The organism is Bradyrhizobium sp. 191 (assembly GCF_023100985.1).
Classification (GTDB): Bacteria; Pseudomonadota; Alphaproteobacteria; order Rhizobiales; family Xanthobacteraceae; genus Bradyrhizobium; species Bradyrhizobium diversitatis.
Map to the genome: position 1 here is coordinate 6557004 of NZ_CP064692.1, position 22954 is coordinate 6579957.

At 62.8% G+C, this 22954-nt stretch carries 33 protein-coding genes, 1 pseudogene and 1 riboswitch; of the genes and pseudogenes, 10 read left to right on the top strand and 24 right to left on the bottom strand.

The features are described 5' to 3' along the window. Window positions 1-125: 125 nt before the first annotated feature. From IVB23_RS30680 to bfr, 3 genes are all read left to right on the top strand, one after another. Entirely contained in the window at window positions 126-437 is a 312-nt protein-coding gene (locus tag IVB23_RS30680; protein WP_247801082.1) for a hypothetical protein, read from the top strand. Window positions 438-599: 162 nt separating this feature from the next. Continuing rightward, complete coding sequence (locus tag IVB23_RS30685) at window positions 600-872, top strand: (2Fe-2S)-binding protein (protein WP_061879473.1); 273 nt, start codon at window positions 600-602, stop codon at window positions 870-872. 131 nt (window positions 873-1003) lie between these two features. Next, entirely contained in the window at window positions 1004-1492 is a 489-nt protein-coding gene (gene bfr / locus IVB23_RS30690) for a bacterioferritin (protein WP_024339472.1), read from the top strand. A gap of 182 nt (window positions 1493-1674) precedes the next feature. Here the strand turns inward: bfr and IVB23_RS30695 are convergent, their stop codons facing one another. Continuing rightward, window positions 1675-2277, bottom strand: a complete 603-nt coding sequence (locus IVB23_RS30695) for an MSMEG_1061 family FMN-dependent PPOX-type flavoprotein (RefSeq protein WP_197968209.1) — start codon at window positions 2275-2277, stop codon at window positions 1675-1677. A gap of 71 nt (window positions 2278-2348) precedes the next feature. Then, entirely contained in the window at window positions 2349-2702 is a 354-nt protein-coding gene (locus IVB23_RS30700; protein ID WP_247801083.1) for a hypothetical protein, read from the bottom strand. A gap of 282 nt (window positions 2703-2984) precedes the next feature. Between IVB23_RS30700 and IVB23_RS30705 the strand changes: the two genes are divergently transcribed. Both IVB23_RS30705 and IVB23_RS30710 read left to right on the top strand, forming a co-directional pair. After that, on the top strand, window positions 2985-3254 hold the full coding sequence (locus tag IVB23_RS30705) for a DUF2277 domain-containing protein (protein ID WP_028182409.1): 270 nt from the start codon (window positions 2985-2987) through the stop codon (window positions 3252-3254). A 94-nt stretch (window positions 3255-3348) separates the two neighbouring features. Then, window positions 3349-3564 (top strand): hypothetical protein, encoded by a 216-nt coding sequence (locus tag IVB23_RS30710; RefSeq protein ID WP_247801084.1) that lies wholly within the window; start codon window positions 3349-3351, stop codon window positions 3562-3564. Window positions 3565-3573: 9 nt separating this feature from the next. Here IVB23_RS30710 and IVB23_RS30715 read toward each other — a convergent pair whose 3' ends face one another. From IVB23_RS30715 to IVB23_RS30725, 3 genes are all read right to left on the bottom strand, one after another. Continuing rightward, window positions 3574-4089 carry a collagen-like protein gene (locus IVB23_RS30715; protein WP_247801085.1) on the bottom strand — a complete coding sequence of 172 codons (516 nt, stop codon included), beginning with the start codon at window positions 4087-4089 and terminating at the stop codon, window positions 3574-3576. 198 nt (window positions 4090-4287) lie between these two features. Beyond that, window positions 4288-4536: a helix-turn-helix domain-containing protein gene (locus tag IVB23_RS30720; protein ID WP_061879477.1), complete on the bottom strand. Its 249-nt coding sequence runs from the start codon at window positions 4534-4536 to the stop codon at window positions 4288-4290. Window positions 4537-4893: 357 nt separating this feature from the next. Next, window positions 4894-5661, bottom strand: a complete 768-nt coding sequence (locus tag IVB23_RS30725) for an SDR family oxidoreductase (RefSeq protein WP_061879478.1) — start codon at window positions 5659-5661, stop codon at window positions 4894-4896. 111 nt (window positions 5662-5772) lie between these two features. On the opposite strand from IVB23_RS30725, the gene IVB23_RS30730 reads away from it, so the two are divergent. Both IVB23_RS30730 and IVB23_RS30735 read left to right on the top strand, forming a co-directional pair. After that, window positions 5773-6258 (top strand): J domain-containing protein, encoded by a 486-nt coding sequence (locus tag IVB23_RS30730; RefSeq protein WP_247801086.1) that lies wholly within the window; start codon window positions 5773-5775, stop codon window positions 6256-6258. 60 nt (window positions 6259-6318) lie between these two features. After that, on the top strand, window positions 6319-6861 hold the full coding sequence (locus tag IVB23_RS30735) for a transposase (protein ID WP_247801087.1): 543 nt from the start codon (window positions 6319-6321) through the stop codon (window positions 6859-6861). Between the two features lie 113 nt (window positions 6862-6974). Here the strand turns inward: IVB23_RS30735 and IVB23_RS30740 are convergent, their stop codons facing one another. The 3 genes from IVB23_RS30740 to IVB23_RS30750 all read right to left on the bottom strand — a co-directional run bounded on the left by IVB23_RS30740 (window position 6975) and on the right by IVB23_RS30750 (window position 8195). Further along, window positions 6975-7226 (bottom strand): hypothetical protein, encoded by a 252-nt coding sequence (locus tag IVB23_RS30740; RefSeq protein WP_061879480.1) that lies wholly within the window; start codon window positions 7224-7226, stop codon window positions 6975-6977. A 183-nt stretch (window positions 7227-7409) separates the two neighbouring features. Beyond that, the gene (locus IVB23_RS30745) at window positions 7410-7670 is read right to left on the bottom strand and encodes a hypothetical protein (protein ID WP_061879481.1); all 261 of its coding nucleotides are present in this window, start codon (window positions 7668-7670) and stop codon (window positions 7410-7412) included. Between the two features lie 141 nt (window positions 7671-7811). Further along, window positions 7812-8195: a RidA family protein gene (locus IVB23_RS30750; RefSeq protein WP_061879482.1), complete on the bottom strand. Its 384-nt coding sequence runs from the start codon at window positions 8193-8195 to the stop codon at window positions 7812-7814. Window positions 8196-8657: 462 nt separating this feature from the next. On the opposite strand from IVB23_RS30750, the gene IVB23_RS30755 reads away from it, so the two are divergent. Further along, window positions 8658-9092 carry a hypothetical protein gene (locus IVB23_RS30755; protein WP_061879483.1) on the top strand — a complete coding sequence of 145 codons (435 nt, stop codon included), beginning with the start codon at window positions 8658-8660 and terminating at the stop codon, window positions 9090-9092. 143 nt (window positions 9093-9235) lie between these two features. Here the strand turns inward: IVB23_RS30755 and IVB23_RS30760 are convergent, their stop codons facing one another. The 3 genes from IVB23_RS30760 to IVB23_RS30770 all read right to left on the bottom strand — a co-directional run bounded on the left by IVB23_RS30760 (window position 9236) and on the right by IVB23_RS30770 (window position 11572). Beyond that, on the bottom strand, window positions 9236-9931 hold the full coding sequence (locus IVB23_RS30760; protein WP_247801088.1) for a glutathione S-transferase family protein: 696 nt from the start codon (window positions 9929-9931) through the stop codon (window positions 9236-9238). Window positions 9932-10153: 222 nt separating this feature from the next. Further along, window positions 10154-10804 carry a glutathione S-transferase family protein gene (locus IVB23_RS30765; RefSeq protein WP_247801089.1) on the bottom strand — a complete coding sequence of 217 codons (651 nt, stop codon included), beginning with the start codon at window positions 10802-10804 and terminating at the stop codon, window positions 10154-10156. A gap of 258 nt (window positions 10805-11062) precedes the next feature. Continuing rightward, the gene (locus tag IVB23_RS30770) at window positions 11063-11572 is read right to left on the bottom strand and encodes a mismatch-specific DNA-glycosylase (RefSeq protein ID WP_247801090.1); all 510 of its coding nucleotides are present in this window, start codon (window positions 11570-11572) and stop codon (window positions 11063-11065) included. Between the two features lie 102 nt (window positions 11573-11674). On the opposite strand from IVB23_RS30770, the gene IVB23_RS30775 reads away from it, so the two are divergent. Beyond that, complete coding sequence (locus IVB23_RS30775) at window positions 11675-12160, top strand: DUF4262 domain-containing protein (RefSeq protein ID WP_247801091.1); 486 nt, start codon at window positions 11675-11677, stop codon at window positions 12158-12160. Window positions 12161-12308: 148 nt separating this feature from the next. Here IVB23_RS30775 and IVB23_RS30780 read toward each other — a convergent pair whose 3' ends face one another. The 13 genes and pseudogenes from IVB23_RS30780 to IVB23_RS30835 all read right to left on the bottom strand — a co-directional run bounded on the left by IVB23_RS30780 (window position 12309) and on the right by IVB23_RS30835 (window position 22448). Further along, window positions 12309-12635, bottom strand: coding sequence for a hypothetical protein (locus IVB23_RS30780; RefSeq protein ID WP_247801092.1), 327 nt, complete (start codon window positions 12633-12635; stop codon window positions 12309-12311). A 142-nt stretch (window positions 12636-12777) separates the two neighbouring features. Further along, window positions 12778-12949: pseudogene (locus tag IVB23_RS39495) on the bottom strand (uracil-DNA glycosylase family protein); the annotation flags it as partial. Window positions 12950-13050: 101 nt separating this feature from the next. Continuing rightward, a complete protein-coding gene (locus tag IVB23_RS30785; protein ID WP_247801093.1) occupies window positions 13051-14193 on the bottom strand; it encodes a hypothetical protein in 1143 nt (380 codons plus the stop codon). Window positions 14194-14326: 133 nt separating this feature from the next. Next, window positions 14327-14647 carry a hypothetical protein gene (locus tag IVB23_RS30790; protein WP_247801094.1) on the bottom strand — a complete coding sequence of 107 codons (321 nt, stop codon included), beginning with the start codon at window positions 14645-14647 and terminating at the stop codon, window positions 14327-14329. A 36-nt stretch (window positions 14648-14683) separates the two neighbouring features. Continuing rightward, a complete protein-coding gene (locus IVB23_RS30795; protein WP_247801095.1) occupies window positions 14684-14995 on the bottom strand; it encodes a hypothetical protein in 312 nt (103 codons plus the stop codon). A 251-nt stretch (window positions 14996-15246) separates the two neighbouring features. After that, window positions 15247-16088 (bottom strand): IS5 family transposase gene (locus IVB23_RS30800; protein ID WP_247801096.1). Its coding sequence is split into 2 segments (ribosomal slippage): window positions 15247-15716 and window positions 15716-16088, totalling 843 coding nucleotides; the frame shifts between segments, so codons are not numbered across the junction. Next, the gene (locus tag IVB23_RS30805; protein WP_247801097.1) at window positions 16025-16591 is read right to left on the bottom strand and encodes a hypothetical protein; all 567 of its coding nucleotides are present in this window, start codon (window positions 16589-16591) and stop codon (window positions 16025-16027) included. The genes IVB23_RS30800 and IVB23_RS30805 overlap by 64 nt, the downstream gene beginning before the upstream one ends. Window positions 16592-16683: 92 nt before the next feature. Then, a complete protein-coding gene (gene thiC / locus IVB23_RS30810) occupies window positions 16684-18582 on the bottom strand; it encodes a phosphomethylpyrimidine synthase ThiC (RefSeq protein ID WP_247801098.1) in 1899 nt (632 codons plus the stop codon). A 168-nt stretch (window positions 18583-18750) separates the two neighbouring features. Next, complete coding sequence (locus tag IVB23_RS30815) at window positions 18751-19359, bottom strand: thiamine phosphate synthase (protein WP_247801099.1); 609 nt, start codon at window positions 19357-19359, stop codon at window positions 18751-18753. Continuing rightward, on the bottom strand, window positions 19346-20128 hold the full coding sequence (locus tag IVB23_RS30820; RefSeq protein ID WP_247801100.1) for a thiazole synthase: 783 nt from the start codon (window positions 20126-20128) through the stop codon (window positions 19346-19348). The genes IVB23_RS30815 and IVB23_RS30820 overlap by 14 nt, the downstream gene beginning before the upstream one ends. A 253-nt stretch (window positions 20129-20381) precedes the next feature. Beyond that, window positions 20382-20579, bottom strand: a complete 198-nt coding sequence (thiS, locus tag IVB23_RS30825; protein ID WP_247801101.1) for a sulfur carrier protein ThiS — start codon at window positions 20577-20579, stop codon at window positions 20382-20384. Next, window positions 20570-21595 (bottom strand): FAD-dependent oxidoreductase, encoded by a 1026-nt coding sequence (locus IVB23_RS30830; RefSeq protein ID WP_247801102.1) that lies wholly within the window; start codon window positions 21593-21595, stop codon window positions 20570-20572. The genes thiS and IVB23_RS30830 overlap by 10 nt, the downstream gene beginning before the upstream one ends. Continuing rightward, window positions 21583-21711: riboswitch (TPP riboswitch) on the bottom strand. Its footprint overlaps the gene before it by 13 nt. A 188-nt stretch (window positions 21712-21899) precedes the next feature. Beyond that, a complete protein-coding gene (locus IVB23_RS30835) occupies window positions 21900-22448 on the bottom strand; it encodes a lytic transglycosylase domain-containing protein (protein ID WP_247801103.1) in 549 nt (182 codons plus the stop codon). Between the two features lie 286 nt (window positions 22449-22734). On the opposite strand from IVB23_RS30835, the gene IVB23_RS30840 reads away from it, so the two are divergent. Further along, on the top strand, window positions 22735-22950 hold the full coding sequence (locus tag IVB23_RS30840) for a hypothetical protein (protein WP_028178064.1): 216 nt from the start codon (window positions 22735-22737) through the stop codon (window positions 22948-22950). The last annotated feature ends 4 nt before the right edge of the window (window positions 22951-22954 follow it).

Below are 22954 nucleotides of genomic sequence, written 5' to 3' on the forward strand. Positions count from 1 at the left end.
CTCGACCTTATCACACGCGGGAACTCTTTGGAGCGTAAGGTTCCATATTTCGTTTGAATGATCAATGAACGGCATCTTTGCCGGAGACGACCAACCGGCATGGCCCCCAGTTTCATCAGGAGACGATGATGGGCAACGCGATGGTCAATGCATTGATGGCTGCTGGGGTCGTCTTCGCGATCGGCTACGGCTGGATCGCTCACCTCCAGAACCGGGGCCGGCGGCGCACGCGTGTCGGGGCCGGCGGTGATAGCGGTGGTAGTGGCGCCGACACCTACATGGGGACAAGCGACGGCTTGTCGTTGGGAAGCTGGTTCTCCAGCGACCGTTCGGGGAATTCAACCGACGGCGGCAGCTGTTCCAGCAGCGATGGCGGCAGCAATGGCGGGGACTGCGGAGGTGGCGGCGATGGTGGTGGAGGCGGTGGCGGCGATTAGCTCCGCCAGAGGCTTGATCAACCGCAACACCTGATTTTAGAGCCGTTCTAGGCTGATTGCCGGGCCAGTTTGGAATAGCTTCAAATACCGCTTTTTCCTTTTGCATCCGGCCGGCCCGTTAAATATCGATGATGGCGCATCACCGAAGGGCCTGCCGCTTCCATGATCGTTTGTTCCTGTAACGTGCTGAGCGATGAGGACATCCGCGCCGCCGTCGCCGACTCCGACGACGCCGTGCGCCATGCCAAGCAGGTCTATGGATGTCTCGGCTGCAGCGCCGAATGCGGCCGCTGTGCCCGGACCATCAAGACCATCATCGACGAAGCGCTTGGCCCCTGCGCCCAGTCTTGCTGCGCCGGCTGTCCCCATGGCCATACCGTCGCCGCCAATGACGAGACGGCCGAACCCGCCCAATTCGCCCTCGCGGCCTGCTGAAAACTTCCGCATCCTCAGCTGACCTTTTCCCCGGCTGCGTCCGCATAGCCGGTTGCCGGCATGCGCAAACTCATTTAGAAGCATTCTAAACTCGGTTAGGGCCGATTTGGACTGCAAAGCTGGAGTGAACCATGCAGGGCGACGCGAAGGTCATCGACTATCTCAACAAGGCACTGCGTCACGAGCTGACTGCGATCAATCAGTACTGGCTGCACTACCGCTTCCTCGACAATTGGGGCCTCTTGGACATGGCCAAGGTCTGGCGCAAGGAGTCCATCGAGGAGATGGAGCATGCCGACAAGCTCACCGCGCGTATCCTGTTCCTCGACGGCTTTCCGAACATGCAGGTGCTGGATCCCCTGCGCATCGGCCAGAACGTCAAGGAGATCATCGAATGCGATCTCGCCGCCGAGATGAGCGCGCGTGCGCTTTACCAGGAAGCGGCGACCTACTGTCACGGCGCCAAGGACTACGTCACGCGTGACCTGTTTGAGAAGCTGATGAGCGACGAGGAGCACCACATCGACTTCCTCGAAACCCAGCTCGACCTGATTGGTCGCATCGGTCTCGAGCTCTACACCCAGAAGCACGTCGGCGGGCTCGAGGGCGAGGGGCATTAAGCTCCGGCGCCAGCCGCGCACCCGGTGTCGTCCCTGCGCAAGCAGGGACCCATACCGCGGAATCTATCGATCGTCGCCAGTAGCAGTACCGAACGACGAGTCTTCGCCAAACGATGTCCTGTGGCTATGGATCCCGGATCTGCGCTTCGCTTGTCCGGGACGACACCGCGATTGTCGCTCGCCTACAGCTGCGTCTTGTACCGAGCCTCCACGATCTCCTGGCTCTCCGGTTCTCCCAAGCCCGTCTGGTCGTGAATGACCTCGATGATGCTCGGCATCACCGATCGCTGTACCTTCTCGGATGACCACAGCTTCGAGCGCATCAACGCCTTGCCGCAGTGGAAATAGACCTCGCTGACCGCGACGTTCAGCACCGCGCGGGGCGGCTTGCCGAACTCCACCATGGCGGCGAGCAGATCCGGATCGGCCGACAGCGTGCCGCGTCCGCCGACGCGCAGCGTCTCGTCGATCCCTGGCACGAAGAACAGCAGCTGCACGAAGCCCGAGCCCTCGACGACGTTCCGAAAACTGTCGATGCGGTTGTTGCCGGAGCGGTCGGGCATCAACAGCTGGTTGGGACCGGCGACGTGGACGAAGCCGATGCCGCCGCCGCGCGGCGAGGCATCGACGCTGCCGTCCGCGCCCGAGGTCGCGAGCACGCAGAACGGCGACATCTCGATGAACTTCCTCGCATGCGCATCGATCGCCGGCCGCGCTTTCGCGATCACGCGCGGGGTCGGCTTGGCGTAGATGGTGGCGAGGTCTTCGGCGCTAAGATCGGTCAACGGCGTGCCTCCGTATCAGCTTGTCCTCAAGCTAGCCGATCAGGCGCCCCCAGCCAACGAAATCCGGCGCGCTAAACTGCATCCGCCGGCACGAAGCAACTGATGATGATGGCGCCGCGATGGTGGACGTACCACACTACGGCCTGGCCGACCGGATTGCCGCGGTCGCGGATGATGGCGCGCGCGGGCACCTCCATCCATTGTCCGTCGATCGGCACCCAATAGGCGCCGCCGCGCACGTCATACTCGGTGCGATGGCCATCGGAGATGTCGCAACAGGGCACGCCGTTCGGCGCGATCACGCTCTTGAACCAGGCGCGGATATCGGGCGGGACGTGGTCGTATTGGCCGTTGTCGAACGCGAACGCCGCGCTCGAGAGCACTGTCGTTGCAGCCAGCCAGACGCACAGTGCCAGCCTGTGCATGCGATCCTCCTCATCGCGTATGTTGCCACCGGCGCGCGATTGTCCCGCGCGCCGATTCGTCTCGTCGCCGCAATTAAGCCCGAGCTGTCGGCGCAATGCATGCTCAAATAATACGCTGCGCCGGGGCGCCGCACATGATGCGTTGCGAGATGAGACAGCTTGTGGCGGTGCGCAGCCACGGAGTTGATCGGCATGGCGCGATGGAACTTCGCAGAAGCGCGAAGGCGGATGTAGGATTTCGGCCCAGACCTTCGTCTTCAAGAAAACGTTGGGAGAGAGTGCATGTGCCGCAACATCAAGACGCTGTTCAATTTCGAGCCGCCGGCGACGGAGGACGAGATCCATGCCAGTGCGCTGCAGTTCGTGCGAAAACTGTCCGGTTTCAACAGGCCGTCGCAGGCGAACGAGGCGGCGTTCGAGCGTGCGGTGGCGGAGGTCGCGGAGGCCGCACGAAAACTCCTGACGTCGCTGCATACCCATGCGCCGGCGCGCGACCGCGAGGTCGAGGCGGAAAAGGCGAAAGAGCGCTCGCGGCTGCGCTTCGGTTCGTGAGCTCGAACGGCGCACTCCGTGACCTGGCTCACGGTATCTGCTGCGTCAGGTTGCGATGGTGTCGGCCGGGGTTTTGACCGCCCGGAGCACGACCATGAGCCGCGCCCTTCTTCCCTTGAAAGCAGGTGCCATCGCCTTCACGCTGCTGTGGACTGCGTGGATGATGTGGTGGAGTGGCTCGTTCTCGAGCGCGAGCATGGTCATCCTCGCCGTGTGCGGCGCGGCGGTCGGCTATCTCTGGTATCGCGCGATGCGCTGGCAGTTCGAGCGTATGGGCATGTTGCCGCAAGACGAGGATCGGCCGAAATAGACCCGTCTGCTAGGCCTTGTCGCCGTGCTTCTTCTTTTTCTTTTTCTTCTTGTGGTCGTCGCCGTCATCGCTCTCGTCATCGACGAATGTCTCGTCTGGCTCCTGGACGGCGGCCGCGAGCGCTTCGCGCTCAGCGGCTTCGCGCTCGCGCTGGCGGCGGCGTTCGTCCCAGGCGTCGAAGAGCTGGTCGAGCCAGGGCAGTACTTGCTCGATCGACGGCAATTGGCCGGGCGGACCCGGTTCGCCGCGCGGGCCTTGCGGCCCCGCCGGTCCCTGAGGTCCGGCAGGTCCCGGTGCGCCGGCTGTGCCGCGCGGGCCGGCTTCGCCCTGCCTGCCTTGCGGACCGGGTTTGCCGGGCGGGCCAGCCTTTCCGACCGGCCCCGGCTTGCCCTGCGGTCCGGGCTTGCCGCGCGCCCCGTCCGGGCCACGCCGGCCAGGATGGCCCTGCGGCCCGGGCCGCCCCGGCTCGCCTTGCCGCCCGCGCGGCCCCTGAGGTCCCTGCCGTCGTCCCTGATCGTCTGCCACGCCACTGCTCCCTTGACCGGAAGCAAGCTACTTAGCGGCCTTTGACGACAGCAGCAATTCTGCCCGCGCACCGTGTCGGGCTTGATCAACATCTCGGTCGCGATGATCGCGCTTGCGGTCATCGCCGGCGTGCATCTGCGGCACGAGCTGCGCCGCTCGCGGCGCAGCGCGTCGTCGCGGGCGGACTGATCTCACCCGTCAGTCCTGATAGGCAGGCACCTCGATGCCGGAGGCGGCATAGAGCCTGATCTTGTTGCGCAGCGTGCGCACCGACAGGCCGAGCACGCGCGCTGCACGCGTCCGGTTTCCGTCGCAGCGTGCGAGCGTCTGGAGCACGAGCTCACGCTCGACCTCGTCGACCGTGGCGCCGATCAGCATCGGAACGATCTGATTAGGGGCTAGGAATTGCGCGCCCGGTTCGGACGCAGCGACATGTACAGTGGTCATCAACACACTCCCCGATCAACGCCCGCTTCCATCATTGGAAGCGGATCGAGAACCAACGACCCCAAGCCGTAATTTCACGGTGGTCCTGTTTGGTTAATGAAAGGTTAATCGGGAGCGAACCCACCAATTGACCCCGGGAATGCCGCGAAGCCGCCGCGATTGACGCAGGATGCATCGCGATGCGGACCTATCTCGCGCGACAAGTACGGTGTCATCGTCCGCGGAAGCGGACGATCCAGTACGCCGCGGCCCCTCGTGGGATGTTTGGCGTCTCTGGAATACTGGATCACCCGCTCCAGTGCGCAATTGCGCACAAGGCGGGTGATGACACCGTGTATGTGGTGAAAGCGTTCTCCCTCACACCGTGCGGTACCCGCCGTCCACCATCACGATCGTTCCGGTGACATAGGCCGACAGGTCCGACGCCAGGAAGATCGCGGGGCCGACGATGTCCTCGGGCTTGCCGGTGCGCGCCAGCGGGGTGTGATCGAGGAAGGCCTGCACCAGCGCCGGATTGGTTGCGCGCACATTGGCGTTGATGTTGGTCTCGATGAAGCCGGGACCGATCGCGTTGACGCGCACGCCTTCCTTGCCGAGCTCGGCGGCGAGCGCCTTGGTGAAGCCGAGCACGCCGTGCTTCGAGGTCGTGTAGGCCGCCGAGCTCGGCGTGCGCAGATGCATGAAGGACTGGATCGAGCCGATGTTGACGATGCGGCCCTTGCTCGCGCGCAAGGGCGCGAGGAACGCCTGCGTCATGTTGAAGACGCCGTTGAGGTTGAGCGAGATGATGTCGTTCCAGTCCTTCGCCACCGTCTCCGTTTCGGCGGTGAAGGCGTTGCGGCGGGTGATGCCGGCATTGTTGACGAGGATCGAGACCTGTCCGATCTTGGCGTCGACCTGCTTGGCCAAGGCAAAGCAGTCCTCGCGCCTGACAACGTCGAGCGGAAAGCTCTCGGCCTTGCCGCCCGCTGTTCGGATCTCCTGCGCGGCCTCCGCCACCGTCTCGGCGTTGACGTCGAGCAGCACCACCTGTGCGCCCTCGCGCGCGTAGCCAGCCGCGATCGCCCGGCCGATGCCGGAGCCGGCACCCGTGACGACGGCGATGTGGTTTGCGAGCAATGCCATGACATATTCCTCCCGGTTTCTTTTCGAAGTTTCACGAAAAGCTAACTCGAAATTAAGAGGGCGGAAACGGCGGCCTTGGCATACTGATCCTGATTGCTAAACGTTGCGCGCATGATGGAACGGCTGGACTCCTGGAAACTCGCTCTCGAACGGCTGCGGTCGGCGCACGCGCCCGATTGGGCCGAGGCGGCCCGGCTCGTCGCCGAGATCGCGCGGATGAGCAGCGACGTCACGCTGCGCCAGGCCGCCGAGCAGGCGCTGCCGGTGCTGCGCCAGGCCGTCGACAATGACGATCACAGTGTGACGCTGGCGGCGCAGCGCCGTCTCGGCGTGGTGCTCGAGGTCGTCCACGATCTCTCCGCCCCGCGCTTCGGCCGCCGCAACGCCATGCCGAAGCAGATGTCCAGAGAGGACCGCGCCCGCAAGGTGCTCGGCCTCCCGCTCGCGGTGCAGCTCACCTGCGAGGACATCAACCAGGCCTATCGCCGCGCCGCCAAAGGCATGCATCCCGACAAAGGCGGCAGCGCGCAAGGCTTCATCGACCTCGCCGCCGCGCGCGATCTCCTGATCCATCCCGGCGCGCACAAGGACGCGTGAGTATCAATGTGCTAGACTGTAGCCCGGATGAGCGAAGCGATATCCGGGGAAGGTCTCGCCATGGTTCTGTACCGCAGAAATTTCATTCCCGGCGGCACTTACTTTTTCACAGTGACGCTTTTCGACCGTCGGTCGAGCGTCCTTACTGACAACATCGATGTTCTTCGCAACGCCTTCCGAACCGCTCGGAACGAGCGACCATTTGAGCTCGACGCCATCGTGATCCTTCCGGATCATCTGCATGCGGTCATGAAACTGCCGCTGGACGACTCTGATTTTGCAGGACGGTGGCGTCGGATCAAGGGGCACTTCAGCAGTGCTCTGCTGCATGCCGGTGTCGACATAGCCCGCCACTCCAATGGAGAATTGGCGCTATGGCAGCGGCGATACTGGGAGCACACGGTCCGCAACGAAGACGACTTTGCACGTCATATCGATTACGTTCACTTCAATCCCGTCAAGCACGGCTACGTTCGGCGCGTTGGTGATTGGCCGCATTCGTCCTTTCACCGATACGTGCAGACTGGGCTGCTCCCGGGGGATTGGTCCGGTGAGGTGAGCGAAAGTGGGGATGCCTTTGGTGAGCGTGCCGAGGAAGGCTGACGGGAGAACGAGTCGCGTCCCGGATATCGCTTCGCTCATCCGGGCTACGGAGTGGAAAAAAACCGGGCAGGACGCTGGCGTCCTGCCCGGCTCTTCGTTCGCCGATCGAATTGTTACCAGGTGCACTGGCCGTTCTTGAGCGCTGCGTCCTTCATGGCGAGGGCGTCGATGAAGGTCGGCACGCTCGCGCTGGCGCGGTGGTAGCCGGCCGGCCACGGCGTGGTCGGGATGCTCTCGTCCCAGATCTGGCAGAAGCCGCTGTCCTGCCAGCGGATCAGATGATAGCTGGCTTCGGCAGGGCTCGCGGCGGCGAAGGCGGTGACGGCAAGACCGACGGCAGCGCACAGCAGGGAAATACGACGCATGATCAGCTCCTCAAAATGAAAGACGTGATGCGCCTCCCGGCAATGACGGGAGGGGTGCGCGGGACGCGGTTGAGCCAGCGCCCCGGACAAGATGTGAGTAGTTCCGCCTGGCGCCGAGGTTCAAAGCAAAGGGCGGATCGCTCGCGCGACCCGCCCTTCGAATCCGGTCCGTCGTGAGCGCGTTCAGAGCGTGCACTTCCGCTCGGAGCGCAATTTGATCTGGAGGTCGGAAGCCTGCTGGAAGGTCGGGAACGGCTTGCTGACGACCTTGTAGGTCGACGCGCCGATTTGGAACGGCTTGTACTTCAGGTCCTCGTTCCAGACCTGGCAGATGCCGGTGTTGTCCCAGCGGATCACGTAATAGCCGACCGCCGCCGAGGCCGGCACGGCGAACACGGACGAAGCGATGCCGGCAACGGCACAGAGGGCGAGAACGCGACGCATGAACTATCTCCTGTGGGAAAGTGGATCTTAGAGTTCGTGCGGTAAAAGCAGGATCTTTGCAAGCCGGGGCGCAGCCGCTCACGGACATGTCAGTCGTTCCGCTCGCATTTGGTTCGGCCGCGTGCCCGGCAGGCCACACGCTCACCTCGCCAGTGACGCCACCGCCTCGATCTCGATCAGCATCTCCGGCCTGGGCAGCGCCTGCACCACGCACGTCGTCCGCGCCGGATAGGGCGGCGGGCCGAAGGCGCCGGCATAGAGCGCGTTCATGGCGGCAACGTCGCCGGCGCGGGTCAGGAGCACGTTGACCTTGACGAGGTCGCGGAAGGTGGCGCCGGCCTCGTCCAGCACGCGGCGGATGTTGACGACGACGTTGGCGAACTGCGCCTCGAAGCCGTCGGGCAGCTCGCCTGATGCGTCGAAGCCGGGAATGCCCGAGACGAACAGGAGATCGCCGACGCGCGTCGCAAAGGACAGCGGCGGCGCCTTGACGTGCGGCGGGGGCGCGAAGTGCTGGATCGGCATGGGATCACCTCAAGGACGGTCGCGGGACACATGGACGGTGGCGAGGGAGGACCCTCGCAAAACGAAAGTGCGAAAACAACCCCATGCACAGTAGACGCCGCACGGAAATCATTGATGTTTTCCAGAATTCGTGAAAGGCGAAGCATTCGCTTGCTCCGTCGGGCAATACAGGGGCATTATGGCATGCTGGCGAAGGTCGGTGCGCGGCCCCAATCTCCGCTGTCATGCTGCGGCTTGGCCGGGGCATCCAGTACGCCGCGGCGGACGTGGCGAGAGTGAGCTTCCCAACGCAGGCCTCTGGAATACTGGATCGCCCGCCTGCGCGGGGGATGACGGTTGAGGGTGTTGCTGCACCTCGCAACCCACATCCTCCGCCCCATCATGTTGCCGCCGCGATCGATCGGATACATTCGCCGCGTCTGATTCGAATCCACTCTTGAAAAATAGCCCCCGGAGACACCCATGAAGCTCGCATCCACCCTTCGCGCCGCGCTGGTCGCCATCGCCGCCCTGGCCGGCCTCTCGACCGCCGCGCGGGCCGACAGCGGCTTCGTGACGCTGACGATCTACAAGGCGGGCTGGATCATCGGCGGCTCCGGCGGCTCGGGCGTGCTGAACTTCCGCGGCCGCTCCTATGCGCTCTCCACCGGCGGCCTCGACTACGGCCTCGTGTTCGGCGGCTCGAAAACCGTGCTGCGCGGGCGCGTCTCCAACATCAACCGCCCCTCGGACGTCGCCGGCGTCTACGGCGCCGCCGGCGCCGGCCTCGCGGTCGGCCGCGGCGCCCGCGCCATCGTGCTGACCAACCAGAAGGGCGCGGTGCTGGAGCTGACGGGCCACCAGGTCGGGCTGATGGCGAACGCGGATCTCAGCGGGCTCGCGATCACGATGCGGTAGGGGAGGTCGCGTAGGGTGGGTTGGCCCTGCGGATGCGCGAAGCGAATCCGCGGGGCGTAACCCACCTCTTTGGCGTCTCCGGAGACGAACAGCGGTGGGTTACGCTTCGGACAGCGCTTCGCGCCGCCCGAAGCTAACCCACCCTACGATTTCTCGACCATCCCGTGAATCCGCTCGCAATGCGCGACGAGATTTTCGTGCGTATCGACGAAGGCCTTCAATGGGGTCGGGATCGGAACGAAATAGATGTTGGCGATGAAACCGTAGATGCCGGCATCGACGCTGGTCGGCGCCGCGCCGTGGACGAAGCCCGCGGCCGGCACAATCTCCGCCAGCACCTGCAGATCGGCAAGCCCCCGCGCATAGGCCTGCTCGGGTGTGTAGCGGCCGATGCCCTGGTGGTGATAGCGCTGCGCGTTGTAGGCCTTCGCCTTTTCGAACCCTTCCGCGTCGATCTGCCGATGCTGCGCGATGAAGCCGTCGCGGAACGCGGGATAGAAGCGCTCGTCCTTCCAGCGCGAATACGACATCACCCAGTAGAGATCGTCCAGCATGCGCGTGACCAGGTGATTGGTGCGGCGCTGCGCCGCCGACAGCGCGGCATCGATGCCGAGCCGGTATTTCGCGACGACATGCGCCATGATCGTTTCGCTGTCGCCGATGGTCTCGCCGTCGTCGACGATGTAAGGCAGCTGCCCGCGCGGCGCGGCGGAGGCATCGAAGACATGCTCCTGCACGAACGGCACGCCCGCGAGCTTCAGGAAGGCATAGACCTTGAGGCCGTAGCCGTTGTTGTCGGCGACGCCGAAGAGTTCCGGGTAGGAGTAGAGGGTCAGCATCGGCGGGCTCCTCTGGCGTGGTGGGCCCAGCATGAAGGGGTGTGGTGACGGACGCAATGGTAGCCGTGCGGCGCAGCTCTCGTAGGGTGGGTTAGCCGCGGGCTGCGCGAAGCGCAGTCCCGTGGCGTAACCCACCTCTTCTCCATCCACGGCGACAGAAGTGGTGGGTTACGCCGCACGGTCTGCGCTTCGCGCAGCCGCACGTCTAACCCACCCTACGAATTACGGACGCGACGCAGCGGTGAACACCGCCAGTTGTGCCTCGAACGCGCGCTTGAACGCCGGCCGCGCCTCGCCGCGGACGACATAGGCGGCGATGGCAGGATGTTCGTCCAGCAGGCGAGATGTATTCAGCCGGCGCAGCACCGTCACCATCAGGAGATCGCCGGCGCTGAACGCGCCGTCGAGCCAGTCGGCACCGCCGAGGCGGCGGGACAGTTCGCCGAGCCTGACACGGACGCGGTCCTGCAGCATGGGCAAGCGCTCCGCATACCAGCTCCTGTCGCGTTCGACCAGCATGGCCATGCCGAGTTCGAGGATCGGCGGCTCCAGCGTGTTCAGCGCGGCGAACATCCACGCGATCGCACGGCTCCGCGCGTTCGCATCAAGCGGCAACAGCCCGGCATGACGCTCGGCGATGTGGAGCACGATCGCGCCCGACTCGAACAGCGCGAGGTCGCCGTCCTCATAGGTCGGGATCTGCCCGAACGGATGCAGCGCAAGATGCGCCGGCTGCTTCATCTCTTCGAACGAGACGAGACGAACGTCGTAGGGCTGGCGGACTTCTTCCAGCGCCCAGCGAATGCGCATGTCGCGGGCCTGCCCGCGGCCGCGATCGGGCGAGTTCGCGAAGGCGGTGATGGTGGGAGGCATGTGTGGTCTCCGGGTGGTTGCGCCTGGTCCAGAGGACGAATGGGCTGCGCGGATTCCGACAACGTTCCTTTTTATACGCGTGCCGCCAAACCAACGGTGTCGTCCCGGCGAACGCCGGGACCCATACCGCGAGATCTATCTATTGCGGTTGGTGGCAGTACCGAAACGCCGAGTCTCCGCCAAACTACTCCCTGGGGTTATGGGTTCCCGCGTTCGCGGGGACGACAGCGGAATGTGACGCGCTATTGTTCGCTGAACCTACGCGGCGATCCACGCCGCCAGCTCGCGCCACGGCTCGATTGTCCAATGCCCGGATGCGGCACCCGACGGCGAGGGCAGCACGAACGTCTCCGGCCAGCTTCCATCCAACGGCTGCCGCCCCAGCGCAATCGCAGCTGACGGCCTGCCGTAAAACAGGCTCGCCGCCTTCTTGCTCGTGAACGCAATCGTCCGCGGCCGATACTTTTCGATCTTCGCCCTGAACCCCGGCACGTCGATCGTCTCCGCCGCGATCTGGTGATCCATCCCCGCGCCCGTCTTGGAGAGATCGGTGAAGCCGATGCCGAGATCGATCAACGCGGCGAACTCGCCCGGCTGATAGCGCCGCGGCGTGATCCCGGCCTCATGGATCGCGCGCCAGAAGCGGTTGCCGGGATGGGCGTAGTAGTGCCCGAGCTCCGCCGAGCGCGTCGAGGCGGCGGTGCCGACGAAGACGAGGCGGAGGTTGGGGCGGAGCTGGTCGGGGAGGCGGTGGGGGCTGTTGGACATTCTCGGTGCAACCAGCGACTTGCTTCTTGTCCAGATTTGCGTCGGTATTCGAGCGGAGCTTGCCGACCTCAGAGGTTGGCCTAGAGAATGCAAAGGCGCGGAATGCAAGACCAGTTCGAGTGGCCGGAGCCCGAGCACGAAGCCGACGAGGCTATTCTGCGTAACGTCCGCAAGCACGGCTGCCACATCACCGGCATCGCCGACGCCGATCCGCCGTTCGCATTTTCAATCGGCCTGTTTCTGAACTATGGCCACCCTGAACTCATCATCTTCGGCCAAAACGCCGGCAACGCGCAAGCCATCATCAACCTCATCCGCGATCGGGTGGCGGCAGGACATAAATTCGTCGATGGCGATATCTGCAACGAGATGCTGGAAGACGGTTACAAGCTTGGCTTCTGGCAGGTGCCATTCGGGGCCTATCCTGCATACCTCGGCACCGCGATCTGGTTTTACTGGAAATCGCGGCTGAAATTCCCCTGCCTTCAAGTGGTTTGGCAAGACGTCAATCGGCGTTTCCCCTGGGAAGCAGATTGTTCAGCCGCGGTGAAAAAGGACCAGCCGCTTCTGAAGAACATCGTGTCTTGAAGTATCGACGACCACAGACCTCGACCCTCATGGTGAGGAGGCGCGGAGCGCCGTCTCGAACCATGGAGGCCCGTATCCCGCCTGCAACCATCCTTCGAGACGACCGCTTCGCGGTCTCCTCAGGATGAGGCTTGTGCATGTGGAGAGTTCAACTCCTGTGCGCCACCGGTCGCGGCAGCTCCTTCGCCGCCCACCAGCTCGCGACCCAGTCCTTCACCTCGTTGAGCGGCACAGCGGCGCCGCTCCTGCGGAAAGCATCCAGCCGCCGGCGATCCTCGGCAAAGTCGGGGCCCGCCATATCGACCACGGAATCGAGCAGCACCATGGCTTCCGCGAACACGGCCGCGACATCCTGCCCGCGCTCGTCGGCCATCTCGCGCAAGCGTACGTCGGTGTTGGCGTCGATATCTAGCGTGCGGCGAATGATGTTCATGCCATCAGGATAGGCGCGGAGCGTGGACTTGTCGAGACGCACGTCTTGCAGAGATCGGTGAGGCCGACGTGAGCGAGAGCAGGACGTCTCTTAGACGTGGGTGAGCCACTCAAAAATTCCCTCGTTCGACCATCGCTGATGCAAGGCGTAACCCCACCTCTTCAGCATTCGCGGCGACTACGAACTGATGGCGACGCGGCGTGATCCGGCCTCATGGATCGCGCGCCAGAACCGGTTGCCGGGATCGGCGTAGTAATGCCCGAGCTCGGCTGACGCGTCGATGCGGCGGTGCCGACGAAGACGGGGTGGAGGTTGGGATGGAGCTGGTCTGGGACAAGGGTGATCGGATCGATCAAATTATACGTCCAAGCGACAGAAGATATCGACCCTTGGCCTAGTAAGTCAGCTTTCAATTTGCCAAATAACGGTACCCGAATCCACTTATTGTGCCGATTGGCTAATTCTTCTTCCGCGTGCTCTTCTTTGCGGCCTTTCTAGGCGAAGGAGATGCATTACTCGCACTTTGTGTGAAGTTCGTAGCTCTAGCGCTGTCGCCTAGTGCGGCGATACTTCCGCCTTCTACGGTGTAGTTGCTTTCCTTCTGGACGAATTTTTGGATCGAAATGAGGCGTTGGACGTTGAGGTTAATGCCGGCCCCTTCGAAGTCGCCGCTGGTCAACTGGAGACTCATGACTTTCTTTAGGCTGAAACGCGCTTCGGGAAAATGGTTCTCTTGTTCATCGAAATCTGTCAATATTGTCCCATTGTAGGCTCGCACGTATTTGTCTCGCATCCAGCCGATCTGTTCATCGAACGACTTTTTGCTGCTGGGATCATGCGTTACATAGGCAGCGTAGATACCGTCTTTTCCATTTACCGTTCCCTTGAAGCTAACAGCGAGCGAGACCTCCAATTCCTCCATTGAACGACTTTTTTGTTCTCTCGGCGCTGTGAGGTCTTCAACTTCAAGATAAAACTTCGGGACGCCCGTGTAGCCGTGATAAACCTCTGATAGCTGCGATGGTATCATTCTTAACTGGCCCGAAATTGTTCTGACGCATGCTCCGCGCGATCTGATCTCATCGAAGATTTCCCTGAACAGTGCGCTAGAAATCGCAATTGGAAAGCCCTCGTGGCAATTTCCATTAGAGGATGCCGACATAAGTATCCATTGTTGAGAGCCTATTAAAATCGGGCCCAGTCGAATATTTCCGATGCCTCCATCCAGCATCGATTGTTTCCCATGCGGATCGTATATCACGCTGCCTTTGTTGATCTCGATCACCCTGGCTTTGGCTTGCGCTCTTGCCTGTCGTCCGCGCTCTGTCCAGTAAAGTCCGGGGGATCTTGGAAACCATTCGAAAATGAAGAAGCTCTCTAGGTCAATCGGCGATCCGTGAGTCAGCCTTTTGTCGATGAGCGCTTCCCAGAGGCTGTTGTTGTGATGAAAGCGCTTTCGTTTGGATTGTTGTTGGGCTGGAACTCTTGGAGAGACCCTGTAGATCGAAGTTTCGGCATGGGTCGTTATGACTCCCCCGAATGTGTAAGTGAGCGGCTCCAATTGTCGAGGTGCTTTGATGACATCGTCTTTATTGATCATGTTTCGTCTCGCTAAGGAGGAGCGCTTCCAAAAGAACTCGCAACAAATTTACGCCGAAAGCCTTGAGCGGGATCGATAGGTCCATCGCTCGACAGGTCATTTCAACGAGATGGCGTCGGTCCCGCGCGTTAGACTATAGTCCCAGCTGTTTTGTTATCGCCTTGGCGACGATATCTTTTCCAAGCTCCGTCGCGACTTGCAATGCCCACGTGCCTGCGGCGCCGAGCTTCTGAAGTGCCGTCTGCGTGTCTCCGCTGTTAGCCGCTCTTTCAGCGTCGGCAACATTTTGGGCCGCAGACAGCTCTTCCGGTGTTTTGGCTCTCGTTTTTAGCTCCGCGCTAAGCGAGATGAGTTCTTTCGTGGCCGGCGAGTTCTGAGTGAAATTCTCAGCGTGAGCGTTGTCGCCAACGGCCGCCTGAGTGCCGCCGTGTATGTTATACGTTCCCATGGTCATACCTTTCCTTGAGGAATTTAAGGGAGTGCCGCCTTGTCAATTCTGTTGGCGGAAGTTGTTTGCTTGCGCTTGATCGCCCACTGCGCCGATAGCCCCGCCGGAAATATTGTATTTTGCGATAGTAAAGGTCGGTCCTCCTGTTGCTCCGAAGCTGGCAGATAATTTTCGGAGCAGTTTTTCGTAGGCGCCAATACGAAGGGAGGCATTGCTGTTGGCTTTCAGGAACCGCCGTAGGATTTGCAAAGCGATCGCCAAGGCAACAAAGATTGATGGTAGCTTCAACAGGCTGTCCCAAACAAACGCAAACATCGTCCAAATCAGGGTCAGGTAATTCTTGTCGTTCGCCACGCTATGAAACCGATGCACGTCTCGGTGAATCTTATCTGCAAAAGCATCGACTACGTTAGAAGATTGTCCGGCAGACGAATCGAGAGCATTCCAAATGTACCAACCGGGAATGGAGAGTATAGACAGGGCAATTAGCGCAAGGATTATCCGTCGATCCATTAGTCGATAAAGCCAGGGCTTCAATAGTAGTAGGCAGATGCTTCTTATCGTTTCGGCGCTCTGCGATATCTCAGCTAAGAGTCTGTCCGGGATCATGCTGTTTTTTGGCAGAGCTTTCGCAGCATGAGGCGGATTGAGGCGAGGCGCAAGAACGCCAATGCCTTTCGGTTGAGGCACTCCCAATCCTTGGCCAAACGGCGGCAGCGGTTGAGCCAGGCGATGGTGCGTTCGACGATCCATCGCTTGGGCAAGATCGCAAAACTCTTTGCTGTATCGGAGCGCTTGACGATCTCGACGTCGATTTGCCGGAGGATTTTGCGAACGGCGGACTGAAAGATCGGCCCCTGATAGCCGCCGTCAGCATAAAGCTTCAGCAGGAATGGATGCAGGCCAAACAGCGTGGCCATCACCAGCACCCCACCGTCACGATCCTGGATGTCCGCCGAATGCACGAGGGCGTGGAGCAGCAAGCCTTGAGTATCGACTAGGATGTGGCGCTTCTTGCCCTTGATCTTCTTGCCCGCATCGTAGCCATGCGGGTCGATCCACGCCCCCCTTTTTCCGCGCTCTTGACGCTTTGACTGTCGATGATGGCGGCGCTCGGGCTGGGTTCTCGGTTGGCCAATTCTCGACATTGTACATAGAGCGCGTGATGGATGCGATCGAGCGTGCCGTTCCAAGCCCACAAGTCAAAATAGTCGTGCACCGTGCTGCGTGGCGGCAGGTCCTTCGGGATCGCTCGCCATTGGCAACCGGTGCTCAGCACATACATCAGGCCATTGATCACCTCGCGCACATCGACCGTGCGCTTGTTGCCGCCTCGCTTGGCTGGCGCAATCAGCGGCTCCACCAACGCCCATTCCTCATCAGTCAAATCGCTTGGATAGCGTAGCCGGCTTCGGTCGTAACGACCGCGGTTCTCCTTCGTCCACATGGGCGCCCCTTCGAATCGGACCGCCACCCTTGAATCACAAATGATTCCGATGATTCAAGATGTTCCCGGACAGACACTAAGAGCTGAAGCGCGATGTGCGAAATCTTTGGGCGTTTTGTTAGGTTCGCAAAGATCTTCTTAATGCAGGCTTTGATGCCGGAGGTATTATTTTCGATCCTCTCACAAATCGCGATGAGGTGAATATCCAATACTCTAAAAGTATCCTGTTTCGCTCGGTCAAACTGCTCAATTTCTTCAAAGTTAATCTGTGAAAGCGAGTGCTTAATCGAGATCAGGTCTTCGTAGATCCATCCAAAGAATAGGTCCTTCTTGACTAATTCGATCGAGATAACCTCGTTGTTCTCGGCGTAGGTTGCCGCCTGCTCTATTGTGCTTACCCCGTCGGGCGCCGCAGCCAGCACGGCTGCGGCGAGGATTTCACCGCAGCATTTTGTTGCTAGTCTATCAATGCGCAATACATCGAGCTGTTGTCGGCGTCTCACGCTGATCTCCCTTATTAGGGGTCGTCAGCTTAACGGGCCGCCGTGCGTTTGTCACCCGCCTAAGTTGAGCAAAACTCGAAAGAATCGCCCCCTCACAACACCCGATTGCTCTCCTTCACCTTCTCAGCATCCAGGTACAAGCTCTCGCCCATCTCCTTGAACTTCGCGCTCATCCTGGCCATGCCGTCCTCGGCCGTCCCGCTCATCGACATGCCCACGCTGTTCGGATCGTTCAGCGTCGCGGCGTAATCCCGCACGTCCTGGGTGATCTTCATCGAGCAGAATTTTGGGCCGCACATCGAGCAGAAATGGGCGACCTTGTGGGCTTCCTTCGGCAGGGTCTCGTCGTGGAAGTTCTTCGCGGTCTCGGGGTCGAGGCCGAGGTTGAACTGGTCGGTCCAGCGGAATTCGAACCGCGCGCGGGAGAGGGCGTCGTCGCGCAGTTGCGCGGCGGGGTGGCCCTTGGCGAGGTCGGCGGCGTGGGCGGCGATCTTGTAGGTGATGACGCCGGTCTTGACGTCGTTGCGGTCGGGCAGGCCGAGATGCTCCTTCGGCGTGACGTAGCAGAGCATGGCGCAGCCGAACCAGCCGATCATGGCCGCGCCGATGCCTGAGGTGATGTGGTCATAGCCCGGCGCGATGTCGGTGGTCAGCGGTCCAAGCGTGTAGAACGGCGCCTCGCCGCACTCCTTCAGCTGCTTGTCCATGTTGATCTTGATCTTGTGCATCGGCACGTGGCCGGGGCCCTCGATCATGACCTGGCAGCCCTTGTCCCAGGCGATCTTCGTGAGCTCGCCGAGCGTCTCCAGCTCCGCGAATTGCGCGCGGTCGTTGGCGTCGGCGATCGAGCCGGGACGCAGGCCGTCGCCGAGCGAGAACGAGACGTCATACTTGCGCATGAGGTCGCAGATCTCGTCGAAATGCGTGTAGAGGAAGCTTTCCTTGTGATGCGCGAGGCACCACTTCGCCATGATCGAGCCGCCGCGCGAGACGATACCGGTGACGCGGTTGGCGGTGAGGTGGATGTATTGCAGGCGCACGCCGGCGTGGATGGTGAAATAGTCGACGCCCTGCTCGCACTGCTCGATCAGGGTGTCCTTGTAGAGCTCCCAGGTCAGCGCTACCGGATCGCCGTTGCACTTCTCCAGCGCCTGGTAGATCGGCACGGTGCCGATCGGCACCGGCGCGTTGCGCAAGATCCATTCGCGGGTGGTGTGGATGTTGCGGCCCGTCGAGAGGTCCATCACGGTGTCGGCGCCCCAGCGGATCGCCCACACCATCTTCTCGACCTCTTCCTCGACCGACGAGGTCACCGCCGAGTTGCCGATATTGGCGTTGATCTTGGTCAGGAAGTTGCGGCCGATGATCATCGGCTCGAGTTCACTGTGGTTGATGTTGGAGGGGATGATGGCGCGGCCGCGCGCGATCTCGTCGCGCACGAACTCCGGCGTGATGAAGGCGGGCACGGAGGCGCCGAAGCTTTCGCCGTCGGCGAGGGCTGCTTCGGCGCGCTCCAGCTGTTGCTTACGGCCAAGATTCTCGCGCGCGGCGACGTAGATCATCTCCTTGGTGATGATGCCGGCGCGGGCGAATTCGAGCTGGGTGATCTTGTGGCCGTCGAGGCCGCGCAGCGGCTTGTGATAGGCGCTGAACGCACGCGCGGCCTTGTCGGTGGAGACGCTGCCGTTGTCCTCCGGCTTGATCTGCCGGCCCTCATATTCCTCGACGCCGCCGCGCTCCAGCACCCAGGCCTTGCGGTTGCGCGGCAGGCCGGCGTTGACGTCGATGGTGACGCTCGGATCGGTGTAGGGGCCGGACGTGTCGTAGACCGGCAGGTTCGGCTCGCCCGCGCCTTCGGAGAGGATGATCTCGCGCAGCGGCACGCGCAGGTCGGGCGCGGCGTCCGGCGTCGCGAAGATCTTGCGCGAGGAGGGAAGGGGGCCGGTGGTGACGGCGGGGACGGTCTGTTGCGGGTTGGAGCGGATGTTCATGGGATCCTCCGGTTTAATTCTGTTCTGCGTGCGTTGGAACGACGGCGGTGAATTCTTGCTCCGTCATTGCGAGGAGCCCTTGCGACGAAGCAATCCAGACTGCCTCCGCGGAAAGATCCTGGATTGCTTCGCTGCGCTCGCAATGACGTGGAGAGAGCGGGGGCTGCATCACGGCGCCTCCTTGGATAAGCCAAGCCATTGCCGCACGCGGGCATCGGGGTCGGGGCTTTGCGTCACGTCGCTGACCACCGCGATCGAATCCGCGCCGGCGGCAAAGATCTCCGCGGCGTGCTCGAACTTGATGCCGCCGATGGCGACCAGCGGGATGTTGCCGATGCGCTTCTTCCATTCCGTGATTTTTGGAATGCCCTGCGGCTCGAAGCGCATCGATTTGAGCGTGGTGAAGAAGATCGGGCCGAGCGCGACGTAGTCGGGCTGGGCTTCGAGCGCGGCCGCAAGCTCGGCGTCGTCGTGGGTGGAGATACCGAGCTTGAGGCCGGCCTCGCGGATCGCCTTGAGGTCGGCGTCGGCCAGATCCTCCTGGCCGAGATGCAGATATTCTGCGCCGGCGACGACCGCCGCGCGCCAATAGTCGTTCACCACCAGCTTGGCCTGCGTGCCTTTCGTGATCGCCAGCGCGTCACTGACGATCTGCAGCGCCTGGGAATCGTCGAGCTCCTTCGCGCGCAGCTGGATGGTGCCGACGCCGAGCCTGGTCAGGCGTTCGACCCATTGGAGGCTGTCGACGACGGGATAGAAACGATCAGGATACGGCATGCCAGAACGGGGTCCCAACGACAGGGGTGGAGGGGGAGGCGAAATCGCGGGCGTTCATCAGCCCGGCCTCGTAAGCGGTGCGGCCGGCATCACAGCCGAGACGGAAGGCGTTGGCCATGGCGACGGGATCGGCGGCCTTGGCGATTGCGGTGTTGAGCAGCACGGCGTCGTAGCCGAGCTCGAGCGCCTGGGCCGCGTGGCTGGGCGCGCCCAGGCCGGCGTCGACCACCAGCGTGATGTCGGGCAGCCGGTCGCGCAGCAGCTTCAGCGCGTCGCGGTTGGTGATGCCCTTGGCGCTGCCGATGGGCGCGGCCCACGGCATCACCACCTTGCACCCCGTTTCGACCAGGCGGCTCGCGACCGAGAGATCCTCGGTGCAATAGGGGAACACCTCGAAGCCGTCCTTGACCAGGATGCTGGCAGCTTCGACCAGGCCGACGACGTCGGGCTGCAGCGTGTCGTTGTCGGCGATGACTTCGAGCTTGATCCAATTCGTGCCGAACAACTCGCGCGCGAGCTTGGAGGTGGTCACCGCCTCGCGCACGGTGCGGCATCCCGCCGTGTTCGGCAGCACTGACACGTCGAGCTCGCGGATCAGCTTCCAGAACGCGTCCCCGGTCTTGCCGCCGGCGGATTCGCGCCGCAGCGACACCGTGACGATGTTGGCGCCGGAGGCGCGGATCGCGTCCTGCATGATCGCGGGCGAGGGATAGAGCGCGCTGCCGATCAGGAGGCGGGAAGAGAAGGTTTTGCCGTAGAAGGTCACCATGTCGGTGTTTCCTCGAATTCAGTGCGCTCCCTCGCCCCGCTTGCGGGGAGAGGCATCGGCGGCCTGCGGCCGCCGCTCTTCTTAGTAGAACGCCGATGCGCAGCATCGGCTATGGGTGAGGGGGAGCCTCCGCGGGGACGGTGAGAGTTGGACTCGCGGAGAGTCCCCCTCACCCGGAATTTGCTTTGCAAATTCCGGCCTCTCCCCGCAGGCGGGGAGAGGCGAAGGACGGCGATAGCTTCACTCATCCCGCTCACCCTCCCTGCCGCGGCGTGATGATCTCGATTTCGTCGCCGGCCTTCAGGGCGGTCTCGGCCCAGCGGCTTTTCGGCACGACGTCGTAATTGAGCGCGATGGCGAAATGGGTGCCTTCGTAGTCGAGCTCGGCGAGCAGCGCATCGACGCTGGCCGCGCTGACCTCGCGCTGCTCTCCGTTGACGATCACCCGCACTGCATCACCTCATTGTCGATCTGGCCGCGCTGGACATAGGCCAGCGTCAGCTCGGCGAGAGCAGGCGCGATCAGGAAGCCGTGGCGGTAGAGCCCGTTGACGCTGATCCTGCCGCCATGGATGCCGATGCGTGGCAGGTTGTCGGGATAGGCAGGCCGAAGCCCTGAGCCGAATTCGAGGATGCGGGCCTCGCCGAACGCCGGGTGCACCGTATAGGCCGCGCCCAAAAGCTCCAGCGCCGAGCGCACGCTGACGCCGGTGTCCTCCGCCTCGATCGAGGTCGCGCCCAGCATGAACAGGCCGGCCTCGCGCGGGATCACGTAGAGCGGCCAGCGCGGATGGATCAGCCGCACCGGGCGCGCCAGCTGCACCTCATTGGTCTCGATCAGGATCATCTCGCCCTTGACGCCGCGAAGCTCGGGCTGTTCGTCGCGGGCACTGATGCCGCGGCAGTCGATCACGACGCCCTTGGGAGCCAGGTTCGCGAGGTCGTCTGCGGTGACGTCGCTGCAAAACCTGATGGTGCCGCCGGCGGCGCGGATGCGCTCGTGCAGCTTCGGCAGCACGCGGCGCGGCTCGACATGGCCCTCGGCCGGGAAGAACAGCGCGTCGCGGAAGCGTCCCTCCAGCGAGGGCTCCAGCGCGGCAAGGCCCGCGGCGTCGAGCCGCTCGTGGCCCGCGGTCATCCGGGCGAAGCGCTCGAAATCGTTGCGCTCGCGCGGATGGGAGACGACGAGCGAGCCGTTGAAAGGCGTGTCGGGCAGCTCGCGCCGCCAGATATGAAGCGAGCGCAGCCCGAGGCGGCTGATGATGGGTTCTGCGACCTCGGCCTCGCAATAGGGCGCGAGCATGCCGCCGGCCCAATGGCTGGTGGCGTCCGTCATCGCCTCGTCACCGCGCTCGTGCAAGGTCACGGCGTGACCCGCCTGCGCGAACAGCAAGGCCTGCCAGGCTCCCGCAATGCCTGCGCCGATGATGGATACCGGGGAATCCGGTCGCTTGGTGGTCTGCAACATCCCTGTCCCTTCGCCGGCATGACCCGGATCAGGTTCAAAGGGTCACCGCGGTCCTGGGCGTTATTGCCCATTTAGCGGTATCTCAGCTCCTCCTCGGAGCACCCCTCGGAACGGTGCTAATGTATGCCAGTGGCGGCCGGTGTCAACGCGTGTTGGCCGGAACTGTGCCCCGGACGCGATGCAGCGCGCCGCCCTTTGCGGCGTGGTGCGTCGCAGAGCCGGGGCACAAGGCTGGAGCGTGAGGTTGCTGGGTCCCGGCTCCGCGCAGCAGCGCTTCGCGCTGCTGCTTGTCCGGGACATGAGGCTACTGCGAGGCCTGCGCCCGCGCGTTGCGGACGCGCTGGGCGAGCTTCCTGTGCGTCGGCGCGGTTCCGAACATCGGCTGCGGATTGCCGTTCGGCTCGAGCCAGGGCTGACCCACGGTCTCGCCCGCATTGGCGAGTTGCACGGCTTCCTGGCGCTGGCGCTTTGCAGCGTAGTAATAGCCGCCCGCGAAATAACGCACAGCTCGGGCATGATCGCCGTTGGCGGCGCGATAGGCGCCGGCGAGGTATTTGACCGCATAGGTGAGGTTGGTGTTGGGATCGCGCAGGCCGGCGGCATCGCCGGTGTAGCCGACGCCGCGGGCGGTCGCGAGCTTGATCTGCATCAGCCCGATCGTGCCGCCACGGCCGACGAGGTGCGGCTGATAGCGGCTTTCGCGCATGATGACGCGATGCACCAACGCTTCCGGCACGCCGTTGGCGCGGGCATGGGCTGCGACCATCTCGGCATATTCGGCTTCGCCGGCAATAGCGGCCTGCGGCAAAATCGATCCGGCCGCGAGCAGCGCGGCAACGCGTAAAATTTTCATCATTTATTCCCGACTTACCTGGGTCCGGCTGCCTTATTGTTTGAGCATGATCTGCTCGGAAAACCGCGATGCACTTTTCCGGATCATGCTTTAGGCCCCCGAACGCGGCGATGATGTGACCAAACGACGCCGCTGACGTTTTTGCGGTGCCGTGCCGCCGTTACGACTCAAAGCTGGCGTAATCGGGCTTCCGGGGCGGATGACCCCCGCTCGCGACAGCACGCCTGTCTATTCGTGCCGGCTCGCGAAAGCGAGCACGCAAGCGCTGCAAATCGGGAGAGGTGCCATGACAAAAGCCAGCCTCGTCAGTGCACACACCGGCGACATCCCCAGACACAACCCTTGCGCCCAGTGCGGCACGCCGATCGCGCAGCCGGATTGGATCGAGCCGGGCGAGGGGCGCGTCTCCTACCTGTGGACCTGCCGCGCCTGCAACTATCGCTTCGAGGCGGTGGCCATCTTCCCGCATGAGGCTGTCGAGCACCCGCCGCTCGCGGCGTGAGGTG